The sequence below is a fragment of the Dapis hubbardiae BLCC-M172 genome (genome assembly GCF_050016015.1).
In the GTDB taxonomy this organism is placed as follows: domain Bacteria; phylum Cyanobacteriota; class Cyanobacteriia; order Cyanobacteriales; family Microcoleaceae; genus Trichodesmium.
In genome coordinates this window covers 1,663-18,134 of sequence record NZ_JBNHEQ010000019.1, presented here as the reverse complement: position 1 = coordinate 18,134, position 16,472 = coordinate 1,663, and the positions used below count along the sequence as shown (strand labels likewise).

Sequence of the window (16,472 nt, the reverse complement as noted above, 5' to 3'; positions counted from 1 at the left end):
TTGCTAAATTCCTTTCATAGTATGAGTTTAAGCCGTATAACGCACCCTACAATTTGGCTAAAATAGTTCGCGTAGGTTGGGTTGAGGTAGGAAACCCAACAACAATAAAGCCCATGTTGGGATGAGCAATTCTGGTATCCCAAGTCCACCTACACCTAGATGGTGGCTTAACCTGAAATGGTGCAATAAGTGTAGTGGATTGACACTTATGCAATGGTGCGTTACAACGGATTGCTAAATTCCTTTCATAGTATGAGTTTAAGCCGTATAACGCACCCTACAATTTAGCTCAACTTATGCAATTTCGTAGGGGCGGGTTTCACCATAGGGACGTTGCATAACAAAAATGCGTTTTCCGTTCCGGAATGCTCCGCTTTCCATGTCGCGCAGCGTTAGCGGAGCTTTGCGTTAGCAAAACGTCCGTACAACAAGTTTTCACAAGTAAGTCAGATAAACCCGCCCCCAATGATATAACCCACCGTCGGGCAGGGCGGGTTTATGTAAATCTTAGAGTAAGCATGAAAATTTACGGTGAAACCCGCCCCTACTATTGCACCATTTAAGATGAAACGGTCCACTACATTTTTCCCATGGCAAATTTCCCTTGACTCTATATTGCGCCAAAGGTATTATAAATGCGATTTGTTAACTAAAAAAAGCGATCGCCCCATTATTAAGACTGACTTAAAAACAATAACTTCCTTCTACCTCTATGTCATTAAGCAGAGGAACGAAAGCCTATTGTTGGTAAATAAATTTCTCCAAAAGGCGAACCCCTGATGTCAGATAGCTTGCTCTTGATAACCTGCTTCCTGACCAAAAAATAAGGTCTCAAACCTCCCATCTCAAAAAGATAAAAAAGAAAATTCTTGTTTCCAAGCCTCCGACTTAAGTTAGAGGTACTCTTAACTGATAACTGATAACTGGTAACTGATAACTGAACTTCACCAGGCAAAACCTCCTCCTGGGATACCTCAGCAACAACAATTTCCTCTGGCAACTCTTCAGGTTCTGACTTTTCCTTTTTCCCCGACTCAAAAACAGTCTTTTCAACTGTTCCTTCATATTCGTCTAAACGCTTGTGCAAAATAGCCCGCGCCTGGGAAATGCGCTTACGGACATTAGTACAAGAAATATGAAGTTCTGTAGCTATCTGTTGATAAGAATGCTCTTCCTGAAAATAGAGCTTAAAAGTTTCCTGTAGTCTCCCTGGTAAATTATCGATGGCCAGGCCAACAAAATTTTCCAGTTCTTGCTGCTACGCAGCAAGAACTGGATTTTCAATTTGACTGACTCCTTCTACCGATAGTGTATTATTGGCACAGCAGCACATAGCATCAGCATCCTCAAATCCTACAATACAGTGATTATTATGTTTAAGGATGTCCATGCAAAGATTGTGAGTTATGGTAGTTAACCATGCTTTGAAATTATCAATGGGTTGAAGATTCTTTCCCATTTTCTCTCTGGCCTTAAGCATAGCCATACTTAGAGCATCTTCGGCCTCCGTGGAGTTCCCTTCCATCCATTTCAGGCAGCAATGGTAGAGATAGTCTTGATATTTTTGCCACTCCTGCCAAAATACGGAATTAACATCTGTAGTTCTTTTTTGCCTATCCAACATTTTACGTTTTTATTCAGAACAGCATATTTTTGTAGGCATCCTGATTTTTTACCACTAAATAAAAAGTTTTGTAAAATTCCTGGTTAAAATTTTGTCTAAATGATAATAAAAAATTTATTTATTTATTTATTTATTTATTTAATGGCTAGATTTTCTACCCTTCAATTAATTAACTTTACTCTTCTAATATTACTTGTCTATACCTCAATCCACAATAGTAAAAACACTAGAATTTGTTGGATAATATAGAGATAATTTGTGTGAATTTACTTACAGCGGTTTTGATTTCAGTAGACCACAGTAGGGGCGAATGGCCATTCGCCCCCTACAGAGTTTTGATTATGACGATGTGGTTTATCCATCTGAAAAGCGCTGTAGGAGAGTAAAAAAAAAGTGCAATCCTGGACAGTAATTATCAGCTCTGAGTATGGAATAAAAATTTCAGTTGAGCTAAATAAAATACTGACCAGGTTTTAATTAGCACTATTATTTTGGCTTAAAATTTACCCAAATTTCAATTTCATACCTCAAATCAGCAACGCCTAAATTCTTTTTCCTCCTGACTCCTGACTCCTGACTCCTGACTCCTAAAAAATCCTATAAATTTATTTCTTGGCTTAACTCTTCTTGAACTTTTTCCCATTCATTTTCGCTTTGTGAAAGTATTTCCGTAGCTTTTTCTAAATTAAAATCTGCTCCCGACTCGATCGTACCACGAGCCATATATTCTAACTCTTTACATAGTTCAGAAAAATTAGTTGCTCCTAATAAAGCACTACTAGATTTAAGTGTATGAGAAGCTGATTTTAATGCAGCATAATCACGTTTTTTAATAGACTTTCTAATCGTACTCATGTGTTTATCGCCATCAGCAAGATAGTCTTGTATCAAAATAGCTAGGGTATCTGGTTCATCGTCATAAAGATTGCGAAAGTCTTCTATAATTTTAGGGTCGAGGGCTGGTTGTTGATCGTCTTTTGCTTCTAAAATATCATCTAAGAAATCTAAATCTAAAACTGTAGTTTCCTCAGTAACTGGTATATCCTTTGTATCTAAATTTATGAAATTATCAATTTTTGCTAATTCCTGTAAACCTGTTTCCGTATTGCTTGGCGGGATAATAGGCAATGCACTTTGAAGCGATATTGTTTCCTCCAACTGAGAAGTTGACTCTACCTTACCATTCGTAAATTGCTGTTTCTGAGTAATTGGTTTCTTTGGAGGATCTATTTTTACTAATGTTGACTCTGGAGATGATGAATGACTACTGACTCCATTTGCTGAATCAGTTTTCGATTGTGATTTTTTGTTTCGGATAGGTTTACATCTGTTTAAAGCTTGTGCTAATTTTTCGCGATGAATTGGTTTAGTCACATAATCATCCATACCAGCATTTAGACACTTCTCACGATCGCCCTGCATCGCATTAGCTGTCATAGCAATAATCCAAGGGCGTTTTTCTTCTGGGTATCTTTGACAAATTTGACGGGTTGCTTCTATTCCATCCATATTAGGCATCTGCACATCCATTAATACCACATCGTAGGGTATCCGCTTGAGAGCATCCAAAACTTCTATACCGTTAGCAGCTACATCTGCACGATAACCAATTTTTTCTAGTAAATGTATTGCCACTTTCTGATTAACTACGTTATCTTCTGCTAACAATATGCGGAGATTTGAGCGATCGCTACTTTTGTCATTCAGGTTTTGAAAATATTTCACTCCTAAACTAGGAGTTTTGGGGTTAAGTTCTCCTTCTCCTGTTGTTCCAAATACTTGCAGTAAAACATTATAAAATTGAGACTGTTTGACTGGTTTATTCAAAAATCCAGCTAGACTAACTTTTGCCTCTTGAAGTTCTCGGAAAATTTCTGCTTTGCCAATATAAGTAAACATTATTAATGGTAAAGATAACTCAGAATTGTTATTTTGTTTTGAGTTTTGTTCAGCTTCCAATTTCCGAATCTTTCTAGCTAATGTCAGTCCATCCATATCTGAAAGATTCATGGCGATAATTCCAATATCAAAAGTTCTTCTTTCTTCCAACCAGCTTAAAGCTTTAGCAGCAGAATCAGCAATTACAGGTATCATTTCCCATGATTTAACTTGTTGTTTAATTACCTCTTGATTAACAGAATGACTTTCTACAACTAATATTGTCTTGCCTTTTAAGAAACTATCAATTTCTTCAGGAAAAGGCATTGCAATTGCCTTGGCTTTAATAGTAAAATAAAAGGTTGAACCTCTGCTACCTACTTCTGATTTGACAAAGTAAGATGGTGGAGTTCCGGCAATATTTACTATAGATTCAGTCGCATAAATATTGTCAATATTTATGTCATTTTTTTTGTTATTAATACCGCCATTATCATCAATTTTGAACAGGGAGTTGTGTTTTTTGGCTTCTGGCAAATTATTGATTTCTACTGACTGAGAAACCACCCACATTTGACCGTCCATCATTTCACTTAATCTTTGACTAATGGCTAATCCTAAACCTGTACCACCATATTGTCTAGTTGTGGAAGCATCTACCTGAGAAAAAGCTTTAAATAAGCGATCCATTCGGTCTGGAGGAATACCAATACCTGTATCCTTAACGGCAAATTGTATTTCATAGTTTCCTGTGATTTTACCAGGAGTTTTAAAATTAGATATTTCTTCGTAATTTATCTCTTCTAAGAGACTATCTTCTTGATAATTTTCACCAATTTTTCTAGCACTTACAGAAACAACTACTTCTCCTGTTTCTGTAAATTTAACAGCATTTCCTAACAAATTTACCAAGACTTGACGCAGCCTTGTCACGTCTCCCACAATCATTACTGGCACTGAATCATCAATTAAACAAGCCAGTTCTAAATTTTTATGTGCTGCCCTTGGTGCTAATAATTCTAGCGCCTCTTCAACACAGCTTCTAACATCTAAAGGACTGTGTTCTAATTCCAGTTTCCCAGACTCAATTTTAGTAAAGTCAAGAATATCATTAATAATAGTTAGCAGTGCATCCCCACTGGTGCGAATAGTCTCTACAAAATCTCGTTGTTCATGGGTTAATTCCATATCTAATAATAAACTTGTCATTCCAATTACACCATTCATGGGGGTGCGAATTTCGTGACTCATCATTGCTAAAAATTCGCTTTTCGCACGGTTAGCTACTTCTGCTGCTTCTCGCGCTTGTTCTAAAGCTTTATTCTGACTTTCTAATTCTTGTTTATGGGTAACTTCTGACTCTAATATTTGTGCTTGAGCTAATGTTAATCCTACCTGAGATGCCACCTCTTCTAATAAGTCTATTTCATCCTGTTTCCATTGACGCATATAATCACATTGATGTAAATTAATAATGCCATTTGGTTGTCCTTGATAGGAGGTACGAACTGCCAACATTGACCTAACTTTTAGCCTCCGGTACATCGGTGCGGATGATTTTAATAGAGGATCTGAAAATACATCTGGAGAGGCGATCGCTTTGTCTTCTGCTAATAATTGTTCTGTATGAGAATTGTAGGTAACAGCAATATCTAAATCCAATGTTGATTCATAGTTTGCTTCCAAATATTCAGCGACACAAGGTAGGTGTGGATAGGGTTCAGCAACATAGCTATGAATTGAACAACGGTTAACTCCAAATACTCTTCCAATTTGGGTAGCAGTAGTCTGAACAATTTCTTTAGTATCTAACTTTGAGCAAATTTCTTGGGTAATTTGTTTGAGTAATAAAAAGTGCTGATATTTTGTTTGCAAAGCTTCTGTCTCATCTTGTCGCAACAATTCACCGCCAATATAAGTTGCCATTAATTTTAAAACTTCTATATCTGTTGCACTCCATTTATTCTTGGCAAAACGACTGGTAAAACTGAGGGTGCCATAAACTCTTCCTGAGACAAAAATTTTAGTACCAATATAAGATGCGACACGACGCACAGTATAAGCTGGATGATGTCGCCACTGAGAATCTTTAGCTGATTCGATCGCGAGGGGTTCATTGTATCGCAATACTTCCCGGTCAAATGTTTGTTCCAGGGCGAAAGCGTCTCCTTTAGCTATTCCAAATAGGAAGTATTCTGGTAGATGAGCTGCAATAACTTCATAACGTTCTCCTAAAACTTGCCCTAATAAACCTATATCCATACCAAAACGACGGCATCCCATTTCAAGCAATGCAACTATTCTGCTTTCAAAGGAACTACCTGCACCTGTAGTGACTTCATACAGTTCTCTGATTGCTTTTTCACGCGCTTGTAAGTGTTGTTGGGTGGCGATATTTGCAGAAATATCACTTAGGGTACTTACCATACCAGTAATATTATCTTCGCTATCAACTACCAATGTACTCTTCATTTCTATTGGACAATAGTTTCCGTTTTTGGTTAACAACTTTAATTGATAGCAACCTGCAATTAATTTGTTACTAATAATAGCTAACTCTGTATTTTCTGGATTATTTTCTATATCTTCTGGATGAATATAGTCTAAAAAATTCTTACCCAAACTATTTTCGGGTGTAAAACCTGTAATTTTTTCCCATGTATTATTTAAAAAAATTAAGTTACCTTTAGCATCAGTTTGCCAAACTATTTCTTGAAAATTATTAATTATTTTGCTATAATTTTCTACTTGAGACCGTTGTTGTATTTCTGTTTCTTTTGCCTGAGTAATATCAACAAAAGTTCCCACCATTCTCACTGGCGTTCCTGATTTCCATATAGCTTTTCCCCTGTCTAAAATCCAGATAAAACGATTATCTTTACATTTAATTCGATATTCTATTCGATAAGTTGGATTTTTTTTAGCTAAGTGTTCTTGAACAGCAGCACTCACTTTATCTATATCCTCTGGATGAATTCTATTTAACCATTCATCGATTTTGTGAGAAATTTCATCATCTGTATAGCCTAAGATCTTTTTCCACTGAGAAGAGTAGAAAATTTCATTAGTTTTGATATTCCAATCCCAAACTCCATCTTCATTTCCTTCAATAGCTAGAGCTGCAATTTCTTGTTCTTTCAAGTGACTTTCTGCTAATTTTTGCCGTTCAATGGCAGATTTTTTAAGTTTTTCATCGGCTTGATGCAGTTGGATAGATGTTTGTTCTATATAATTATGAAAACGAATTAATGATTGATATAATGATTTGCCTAGAAGTATTTGTTGAATAATTTTTGTCGGAGTAATAAGATTACCTATCTTGCCTGTAGAAGTTTGCACAATTAGAGGTAGTAGGTAATAATTTTTTTTCATTAAACCTAAAGCTACTTCTAGGCTTGCATGGGAGCGTATTAGGACAGGTAAGTTGTTACAAACTATCTCCGCTTTAGTTTTATTAAAGTCTATTTTTAATGCCTGTAGTTGTACTATATCTCTACTACTAATTGTACCTAGAATTTTGGTTGATTTTTGATGTTGTGAATTTTGTTTTTTTGGGTTACTTTCAGTCTGATTTTTAGGTTTGTTTTCTTGGGCTTCGATAATCAGAATATAACTGACATTATGGGTAAACATCAGTTGGGTAATTTGCCTAATTGATAAAGATAATGAAGCTTGGATAACTTGAGATTCATGGATTTCTTCTAACTGATTAATTGAAATTAATTTGGCTGGTAATTTTAAGTATGAATCAAAAGTTATTTTGAGAGGTAATGATGAATGCTTCTGATTTTTTACTACATTATCCTGGACTTCTAAATCTTGATTAACAGCAATATTTTGATTATTTAATGATTTATTTTGACTATTGACTATTGATTTTTGACTTTTGTTATTTGGATCGGGCTGATTAAAAATAAAACTACGGCCAGTAACTAGGCCAATAAGTTCTTCTAAGTCATCAACGATTGGTAGGTGGTTGATTTGATGTTTTTCTAGTAGTGCAAAGAGAGCAAAAATATCTGGAATTTCCGATAGTTGGGCTGTTATTATGGATCTAATCATAATTTGAGCAATCGGAAATCCACTCAGAGGAGCGCCGATAGAGGCTAACTGTACTAAGTCTCGCTCAGTAAATATACCAATGATTGGCCCTAAAGATTGTACCCTTGTATCTGGAGAATGGGAATTCTCAATTTGGTCTGGGGATTCGGCACTGCGATCGCCTGGTTCTATCGCAGAAGAAACCAGGATGGTCTCACTGGTAGGAGATGGTTTTTCTATGATTAGCACACAACTTGAACTTGTACTACTCATGGAGACAATGACATCTTCTACAGGAGTTTCTGGTGTAGCGGTAAGAGGATGGTAATCGATAGCCTGACTGATGGAGGGAATAAACATCTTGCAATTACTCTGATGGTGTTTGCTAAAAATTGTCAATGTGGGTTTTCGTCCCGAATAATGCAATTTTGGAGGTTTCCTTTGGTGGGAGTAATATAACTGTTCGGTCATAACTCCCCCTATTTCCAGAATATTTCCTAATTAATGTTAATTCCCACATTTTGCAGCTAATTATTAATCAGGGACGTAATTGTTAACTAACAACTGATAAATTGAAACATTGACACCCTTAATATTAATTTTATGGGTTTTAAACCTAATTTATGTAGTCTGCACCTGATAATTTGATTCTCTTTTGGACCAGTCGTCAAAGTAAATGCTGAAAATATGCTGAAACTTTATGCCAGGATTAAGCCTAAAAAAATATGTAGAAATATTAATATTTGCTGACTCTTTAAAATATCATTTACTCTGACTTTTGTCAAGATATATTTCTATAGTATATATATTATTAAAATTTGATAGTTCTGAGGAACTTCATAAAAAGTAAATAGACAATTATTAAGTAATTAATCAGTTAGAAACTGCTGGAGTGAATATACTGTGACTTTTGAAGAGCTGATTCAGAAGGGAGGCCCTGCTATGTGGCCTCTATTAGTTTTATCAATTTTGTCCCTAAGTACCATAATCGATCGCCTCTGGTTCTGGACAAATCTATTAATTAAGGAAAAACAAACGGTTAACCGGGTATTAGAGGCGGCACGCCGGGACTGGAGTATAGCAACAGAAATGGCGAGACGTACCCTAAAACAACCTATTGGTCGTTTTCTCTACGCACCTTTACGGTTACAAAACCCAGAGCCAGAAGTGTTTAAATTGGCACTGGAGGCTGCCGCCGATGATGAGTTGGCCTCTATGCGGAAGGGAGATAAGTTATTGGAAGGGGTAATTGCTTTGGCTCCCATGTTAGGCTTACTGGGTACTGTTTTGGGTCTGATTGGTTCCTTGGGTTCGATTCGCCTGGGTGACTTGGGTACTTCTTCAACTGCTGGAGTAACAGTAGGTATTGGTGAAGCTTTAATTAGTACGGCTGCTGGTTTGGTAGTAGCTATTTTTAGTCTGGTATTTTATCGATTATTTCAAAGTTTGTTATTTAATCAAATCAAGGTTTTTCGGAAAGCTGGAAATGAGTTGGAATTGCTCTACCGACAATATTGGCAACAGCTATCTTTAAATAAGTACAATTCACAAGATAAAAATACTTATTTTTACTCTTCATGGGTGGAGAATTCTCGAAATACTTCAGATACTTTAGAACAGGATAAAAAGCCAACAGATTCTTCACCGGAAAGTGATGTTGAACAACCTCCAGATGAGCCTAATAATAACTGAATAAAAATCTAGCAATTATAGCATTCAGCATTCAGCTATCAGCTTTTTGTAGTGGTATAAAACAAAAAAGCAAATTATTTATTGAAACAAAATAATATTGACTTGAAAAAATATGAAACTTAATCAAGAGTTTGCTAGTGAAGAAGTTAGGATTGAATTAATACCTCTAATTGACGTAATTTTTTGTATTCTGACTTTCTTTCTTTTAGCTGCTTTGCAGTTAACCCGTCAGCAAGCAATTAATGTTGATTTACCAAAAGCTAGCACAGGTAAACCTCAATCACAAGATATGTTACTGGTGAGTGTGAATGAGGTGGGAAAAACTTTTATTGAACAACAACCTGTGAATGCTGTGGAACTGGAAAAGTTTGTGCGTAGATATAATCAGGTTAATCCCAGGGGGGTTGTTGTATTGTATGCTCCTAAAGAGGCAAGATACAATGATGTTGTGCAAGTTTTAGATTTGTTGCGAGAGGTGGGAGGCGATCGTGTAGCTCTAGCAACTTTACCTGGTTCGCCTCAAACTGGTGCTGGCAATACTTCTGGGCAGTCAGTTACTCCCTCTGAGTCTGACGAAAAACCTACTCCAGCAAGAACAGTCGATCCTAATGAATATAAGTTACCTCCTGCTCCTGGAACATCACAATAGAGTCATTTTAGTTAGTAGTAACAATTCGCGAAGTGTCACTACATCAGCTATCAGCTCAAATCAAAACTATTGGTTGTAAAAGATTTTAATTTTATTAATGTCCTAATACTTTTTTATAGTGCTATATAAAAATCTTTTGCTTGTTGCCTATTTTTGCTAAAAGTCAATCATTAAGAAACCGGGTTTGTTTTAGAGATATCACAATACTGATATCTGTTTGCACAAGCCCGGTTTCCAGTTTCTGTACTGTTTTATCATCAATTCCCGTTAAATTAAAGATAATAACGGGAAAATGTTAATATACCTCTATATTGTTTTAACTAAAAAAAATTTAAACTTGATTTGAACCTACTTCCAGTAATTTTTCCAATCTTGCCGTTGACCAGTATTCCGTAGGGTAGGCGATCGCAAAAATAGACGAAAGTCGAATCAACCATGTCACCTGCTTAAAAGAATCATCTTCTTCGTCATATTCATCTGGTGGCACTAAGACCATAATTTCTACAAAATCTTTTGTTAAAGTAATAGGGAAACCATAGTAACTTTCCTCAGCTTCAATGCGGACTTTACTACCATTTTCTAATGCTTCTTTTAATCTTTGGTAGAGAAGATTAGACTTTTTTAATTTGTCTTTTTTGGCCACAATTATTCTCCCTAAGTCTTATGTTGCAATTTAGCACTTTTAAAAGTACATAAGTACAACTGCACAATTAACTCAGAAGCAGTCCCGACAGTTGCAACTGACCAAAGTTAATTGTATCTGCTTGAATTTTAACGCGATTGGGAACTTTTTTAACGCCTTCATCGCTTAACCGCATTCGATTGTCAGGAAATCCGTACATGGTTGTGGATGGGTTGAGGTACTCCCAGTGCTAATACCAATTGGAAAAAAATTGCTACTAGCAAAAAAATCTAGCTTCTTTTCCGGGTTGATTATTAATCAAATAATGAAAATACAAAATGGTATTAGCCTTCTTCCTTCCTACTTCTTCCGAATTACAAATTCATATTTTCCAGACTTGGCACATTGACCTTCTTACTTCCTCCTTCTTACTTCTTACTTCTTACTTCTTCGTTATTCCGAATTACAAACTCATATTTGCCCGATTTAACACTAGGTTTTACTTGAACTAATACTGACTTATCCTTGTCGAGAAACTGGCGATCGCCTAACTCTCCAAACTTAATTTTTCCTGTTACTCCTTCTACAGAAAAATCACGACTAGATAAAATTCTTTGTAACTGTTTACGAGAATAATTACCCATCATTTCATCCATTGCTTTAATAATAGTTTTAGTTGCATCATAAGATGTAGCAGTACGCCAACTAACTTCAGCATTCCAAAACTTTTTAGCTGTTTGAGCAAATTCAGAATTAGGGTAACGATGCCAGGGAATAGCAATACTTAAATTTGTTTTATATGCTTGTTGACCAGCATCTTTTAATACCCTAGGATTATAAACAGAATCTCCACCCAATAATTTCAATCCTTTGGCATTATCAATTATGCCTATGGTATTACTTAAAGTTCTGTCTGTAGCAGGAACTAAAAGCATTATTTCTGCACCTTGATTTTTTGCTTCTTCCACACAGTCATTAGCACTAAAATTTCCGAGTGAAATATCACATTTATGTACAAATTTTGCTGGTAGTAATTTCTCAAATTCTTTAGCTAGAGATTGACTGTAACTATTCCCAGGTATATAGGCAACTGCTATTTTTTTATCTACCCAATTTTGTTTGCTTAGATAACTAAATAAAGCTTGACTTGCCAAACGGTCGCTCGGTGAAATGTTAAATACAAATTTACCAAAATTTTTCAAATGAATAGAAGTGCTAGTAGGAGAAATAGCCACAAGTTTAGCTTCGTTATAAATATCTCCAGCTTGTAAAGTCATATCACTGGAATAGTGACCAATAACAGCTAAAATTTTCTCATTTTCTGCCAGAGCGCTAGCAATTTTTTCAGCAGTTTTTGGCAGATATTCATCATCAGCAATAGTAACTTGTATAAATTTACCATTCAAACTACCAGAGCAATTTAGTGTACTTTCAATATTTGTAATAGCTAGAGAAATTTTATTCAAACCACAATTAAATTCACTTTGAGCTTGAGCAACTCCTCGCAAAATCTCCTGAGCAATATCTGACTCCTGACTAATTGGAATACTTACGGCAATTTCTATCTTTTCCCCAATATTAGTATTAGACTTTTGTTGAGCAATTGCATTATTCAAATAAATCAAAGTTTCCGGGTCATTTTTCTTGACTTGGAGAGACTGACGAAATTGAGCGATCGCCTGACCAAATTTGCCACTATTAAACTCCTGAATTCCCATTTCTTTTTCAGGGGTTTTCACTGAAGAAATTAAGAGCTTTTCTCCCTGACTAATATTTTGATAAATGTCTGGTGTTTGTGTAATATTTGGAGGTTTATTTTCAACTAAATTTATCGCCAAAATTGCCAATAAAAATCCGGCTGTCAACCCTAACGGTAGCTTAAATTTATTGATAAATTTCTGCCATGAATTTGGATGAATTAACTGCTGCCAATTCAGAGAATTAGACAAAGCTGTTTCTTGAATACAAATAGTAGGCAACCACATCGCCCCTGGATAAAGCTTTTCAAAATGTTCTAACCTTCCTTTTGCTATTTGCACAGACTCAAACAAGGATTTATTATTAGCAAACTCCGCGAAAAAATACTCCAAAAACTTCACTGCCACCATGTCTGGAACAGGTTCTCGCATAACAATAATTCGTGATAAACCAAGGTTAGCCAATTGATTTGCTAAACCCAAACCATCACAGGAATTAAAAATTGCTAACTGCAACCCTTTATCTATTGCATATTTCAAAGAATTTTTAAACTCTTCAATACTTAATCTATCCTCCTCATTCAAATCTATCCAACCAATTGAACCATCTTCTTTACTACAACTATGACCAGCAAAAACTAAGATATGATAACCAGGTTCTTCCCGCAAAGTATTAGATAAAATCTCCCTAGTTGGTTGATTTAAAAATTTTATTTCCGCACCCTTTTCTTTTAACTTTTGAATTACCTCTAAATCTAACTCTGTATTAATACCATCACTCTTGCCAACTATTGCAATAATTCTTACTTTCGATAATTTACGAACTCCTTTAAATCTACCCTTACCCTTAACTCGGATAGCAATTTCTGTTTGAGGAAAACGAGACTCAAATAAACTCCATTCTTGCCAAGGAATTCGACATAAATTAGGATTTTGAATATCCAAAAATAAGCGAATTTCTTCTCCAGAAGATTGTAGAGAACTTAAAACAGCAATTAACTCATCTCGTATAGGTTGCCAACTACTCTCACCACTATCCAGCCATTGATTAAGAGTAATTTTAACTTGTTCTTTTTGTTCAGAACTAGAATAATTAATGACCGATTTTGGACTAAGGCGAGTTGCTACTTTCCGCACATCTTCTAACTCATAGTAAGCTTCTTTCCATTCTTTAAAAGATGTTTCTAGTTGAGAAGGTAAACATGGCAAGAAACCATCAATGGAATGAAAATTAGTATCTTTAGTATCTATTAAAGTTAAAGTTACATGAAATTTATCATTAACACTATCAATCAGTTTAATTTTAATTATTTTCATAGTTATAGTAATTCCTATACTGGTAAGGTACAAAATTCGCTTGTTTTAGACAACAAGGAACAGGGGATAGAATAGAAATAAAGATAGGTATAGGTGTACTTCATTAGTCTGAGAAACGCTATAGTCATTCTGAATAAGACTGGGACGAGTTTTCCCTTGCCTAGAAAGGGTTTCAGCCAAAAAAGTGTTTCATCCTTATTTGAAATGACTATATATCAAAATAATTGGGTCTAAAGTTCCGCATTTTAAGGCAAAATGTTTTTGGAAGATTACTCAAAATCTCTATTACAAAAACAATTTCTGTAAGGGCGAATGGTCATTCGCCCCTACTAACTTCTAAATTCATTAACCATCCTCTTAAACTACAAAATTTTCTCTAATTACTTGCTCACCTAAATTCATTTCTACAGTAAATTGTTCTTGAGGTTTACAGCCAAATTCTAATTGTATCCAATCATCTGTTTCCCTCGCTTCAGCTTCCATACAATAATTGCCAGACTCATCCAATATTTGCACTTGTAAACCAATAGGTAAATAGAGAATTTCATCAACAGGATAAAGCCTTACACAAATATCTATTTCTTCCTCAAATTTAGCTGTAACTTTTACCACGAATACTGTAGCTTGCTGAGTTGCTCCACTACCCCAATTAATAATTTTTCCACAACTAATAGTTGGTACTTCTGAATCTGAAGTACTTTTCCTTAAACTTCTCATATTAGTATCAGGTAATAATTCTGAAGGTTGCCATTCTGTCTGGAAAATTCCGGCAAACCACTGCCGTAAGTTAATAAATTTTTGACACCAATCAATTTCGTCAATTAATGTGTCTAAAGAATCTATTTCACTCACAAAAATAGATTCTTGAAATTGGTTAATCTTTCTTCCAGAAACAAATCCCAATAGTTGTACTTGGTTTAAATCTTCCTCAAATTGAACTGCCATATAACCAATTCTATTTTCGGTAACTTCTGGAGGTAAATCAAACTCTTTTTCCCCTGGTAATACCGGACGACATTCCAACTTGCCAATATTTGGTAAAACTAAGTCAGCTACATTAAATATTGCTCTCAAACCATCATCCCAACAATCACTTTGATGAATAGCTGTTTGAATATTTATCCATTTTAAATAAGTTTGCACTGCCACAACAGCAAGAGTATTTAGATAAACTTGTTTTCCTTTTTCTGGAGTTGCTTGTTCCGCTGCAAATTGTGCTGCGTATTGATGAGCTTCAGCAGTTAAAAAAACTGTTAATGGTTGTGCTAAAGTTAGGGTCATGGTTGTTCTCCAAATTTACTACTAATTTCTTGTAACAAAGGAAGACATTTGCGCTTCCAGTGAGAATAAAGGGTTTGGTTACTAATATTAATTTCTCTAGAAATATTAGATATTTTTTGTTCTTCTAATAATAACCGAATGGCTAATACATGACAGTTACATTCAGGATGTTTTTTAGGATGAGATTTTTTAAGTTTTTCTTCTGGGTCTTTCTTAATATATTCCTGAACTGCAAGACCTTGCCTTTGACGTTTGGCTTGTTGTAGTTCAGCAATTTTAATTTCCAATAAACTGAGAGTATTAGCTGGTAATTTTTCACCTAAAGTTGTTGACTGTCCTTCATCATCATTAATAGGTTTATCTATACTCTCATTTTGATATTTATTATCGGCAATATATAAATCTCGGACGCGCCATTTCAAATAACCATTAATCCAAATTACAAAACTTTTTTCCCAAGGAGAAGTAGGATTAAAGTTTTGAATATTTTTGCTTGCCCATTCTAAAGTACGATTAAAAGCTTCTGGATAATTTTGGTGAGATGACCTATATAATCCTGGTAGTTGTTGGATTAGTATCAGTAATCTATTTAAAGCTTTCTGGCGTTCTGGACTAGGGTTTTGAGATTGACATATTTGGGTAATTAGGTCTCGCAGTTGGTCTTCCACGGCGATCCTCCTATAACAATGGTTGAATGTTCTGAGTTTAGCCCATCAACCACAAATATATATTTGGCTTACCTTAATTTTTAACCCTCTCCTTTTTATATATCTGCCTGTCAAAAGTTTTTTATGATTTAGGGGATATGATTGAATTTTTGATTTTCAAATTAGGGGGTAAGGAATTGTAGGGACGTTCCATGGAACGTCCCTACAAGAACATTTTTTTTATTCGTGAGCATCATGCTCACACTAGGTATTTTCTAATCGCTGCAATTCCCTTTTTGCCCACTCCCGCAGTTCTTCATGTGGATCATTTTCTGCTCTATCTTGTAATAGTGGGAGGGTTTGCGGATGATCTAGGTAATGTTTGAGTATTGCCTCTAGTGCAGTTTGTCGAGGGTTGTCTTCCCAGTCTTCTTCCTCTTTACAAGGATCGTTGAGGGCAGTGTTGTAAAACAATTCAAACATTCCGGGTTCATGTTTCCAACCAGTTGCTATTTGTCGAACTGCTTCACGTCGCACAGTCGAACTATCATCAGACACTACCCGTTGCTTGAGTAACTCCAAAGTTTCTGAGTTATTTTTCCAACCAGTTGCTATTTGTTTTACTGCTTCACATCGCACATCCAAATCATCATCAGATACTACCCGTTGTTGGAGTAATTCAAAAGTTTCTGAGTTATCTTTCCAAGCAGTTGCTATTTGTATGACTGCTTCACATCGAACACCCAAATCATTATCATATACTGCCCGTTGTTGGAGTAATTCAAAAGTTTCTAAGTTATCTTTCCAACCAGTTGCTAATTCTCCTACTGCTCTAATTCGCACCAGAAAATCATTCTCAGACACTAACAGTTGTTTGAGTAATTCAAAAGTTTCTGGTTTATCTTTCCAACCAGTTACTATTTGTTGTAGTGCTTCACCTCGCACATCCGAATTATCATCATACACTGCCAGTTGTTTGAGTAATTCAAAAGTTTCTGGTTTATCTTTCCAACCAGTTACTATT

10 protein-coding genes and 1 pseudogene are annotated in these 16,472 nt (G+C 35.5%); 2 read left to right on the top strand and 9 right to left on the bottom strand.

Annotation, left to right across the window (positions count from 1 at the left end; translation table 11 throughout):
• Positions 1 to 718: 718 nt before the first annotated feature.
• The 4 genes and pseudogenes from ACP6PK_RS02495 to ACP6PK_RS02480 all read right to left on the bottom strand — a co-directional run bounded on the left by ACP6PK_RS02495 (position 719) and on the right by ACP6PK_RS02480 (position 7,903).
• Entirely contained in the window at positions 719 to 1,087 is a 369-nt protein-coding gene (locus ACP6PK_RS02495) for a hypothetical protein (protein ID WP_426557464.1), read from the bottom strand.
• 15 nt (positions 1,088 to 1,102) lie between these two features.
• Positions 1,103 to 1,225: pseudogene (locus ACP6PK_RS02490) on the bottom strand (sigma factor-like helix-turn-helix DNA-binding protein); the annotation flags it as partial.
• 33 nt (positions 1,226 to 1,258) lie between these two features.
• Positions 1,259 to 1,624 (bottom strand): RNA polymerase sigma factor, encoded by a 366-nt coding sequence (locus tag ACP6PK_RS02485; protein WP_094673458.1) that lies wholly within the window; start codon positions 1,622 to 1,624, stop codon positions 1,259 to 1,261.
• Between the two features lie 597 nt (positions 1,625 to 2,221).
• Positions 2,222 to 7,903: a response regulator gene (locus ACP6PK_RS02480; protein WP_426557472.1), complete on the bottom strand. Its 5,682-nt coding sequence runs from the start codon at positions 7,901 to 7,903 to the stop codon at positions 2,222 to 2,224.
• Positions 7,904 to 8,485: 582 nt separating this feature from the next.
• Between ACP6PK_RS02480 and ACP6PK_RS02475 the strand changes: the two genes are divergently transcribed.
• Both ACP6PK_RS02475 and ACP6PK_RS02470 read left to right on the top strand, forming a co-directional pair.
• Positions 8,486 to 9,235 carry a MotA/TolQ/ExbB proton channel family protein gene (locus tag ACP6PK_RS02475; protein WP_426557470.1) on the top strand — a complete coding sequence of 250 codons (750 nt, stop codon included), beginning with the start codon at positions 8,486 to 8,488 and terminating at the stop codon, positions 9,233 to 9,235.
• A gap of 112 nt (positions 9,236 to 9,347) precedes the next feature.
• On the top strand, positions 9,348 to 9,884 hold the full coding sequence (locus ACP6PK_RS02470; RefSeq protein WP_426557461.1) for an ExbD/TolR family protein: 537 nt from the start codon (positions 9,348 to 9,350) through the stop codon (positions 9,882 to 9,884).
• Positions 9,885 to 10,215: 331 nt separating this feature from the next.
• On the opposite strand, the gene ACP6PK_RS02465 is transcribed toward ACP6PK_RS02470, so the two are convergent.
• The 5 genes from ACP6PK_RS02465 to ACP6PK_RS02445 form a co-directional block, all read right to left on the bottom strand.
• Entirely contained in the window at positions 10,216 to 10,527 is a 312-nt protein-coding gene (locus ACP6PK_RS02465; protein ID WP_094677701.1) for a hypothetical protein, read from the bottom strand.
• A gap of 407 nt (positions 10,528 to 10,934) precedes the next feature.
• Positions 10,935 to 13,520 carry an ABC transporter substrate-binding protein gene (locus tag ACP6PK_RS02460; RefSeq protein WP_426557459.1) on the bottom strand — a complete coding sequence of 862 codons (2,586 nt, stop codon included), beginning with the start codon at positions 13,518 to 13,520 and terminating at the stop codon, positions 10,935 to 10,937.
• Between the two features lie 357 nt (positions 13,521 to 13,877).
• Entirely contained in the window at positions 13,878 to 14,801 is a 924-nt protein-coding gene (locus ACP6PK_RS02455; RefSeq protein ID WP_426557457.1) for a DUF1822 family protein, read from the bottom strand.
• Positions 14,798 to 15,469 carry a hypothetical protein gene (locus ACP6PK_RS02450; RefSeq protein WP_094677711.1) on the bottom strand — a complete coding sequence of 224 codons (672 nt, stop codon included), beginning with the start codon at positions 15,467 to 15,469 and terminating at the stop codon, positions 14,798 to 14,800. The genes ACP6PK_RS02455 and ACP6PK_RS02450 overlap by 4 nt, the downstream gene beginning before the upstream one ends.
• Positions 15,470 to 15,712: 243 nt before the next feature.
• A partial coding sequence (locus ACP6PK_RS02445) for a HEAT repeat domain-containing protein (RefSeq protein ID WP_426557455.1) occupies positions 15,713 to 16,472 on the bottom strand: 760 nt, incomplete at its 5' end.

Coding starts and splice junctions, on each gene's coding strand:
- ACP6PK_RS02485 (WP_094673458.1), bottom strand. CDS start 1,624: ATGTTGGATAGGCAAAAAAGAACTACAGATGTTAATTCCGTATTTTGG.
- ACP6PK_RS02480 (WP_426557472.1), bottom strand. CDS start 7,903: ATGTTTATTCCCTCCATCAGTCAGGCTATCGATTACCATCCTCTTACC.
- ACP6PK_RS02475 (WP_426557470.1), top strand. CDS start 8,486: ATGTGGCCTCTATTAGTTTTATCAATTTTGTCCCTAAGTACCATAATC.
- ACP6PK_RS02470 (WP_426557461.1), top strand. CDS start 9,348: ATGAAACTTAATCAAGAGTTTGCTAGTGAAGAAGTTAGGATTGAATTA.
- ACP6PK_RS02460 (WP_426557459.1), bottom strand. CDS start 13,520: ATGAAAATAATTAAAATTAAACTGATTGATAGTGTTAATGATAAATTT.
- ACP6PK_RS02455 (WP_426557457.1), bottom strand. CDS start 14,801: ATGACCCTAACTTTAGCACAACCATTAACAGTTTTTTTAACTGCTGAA.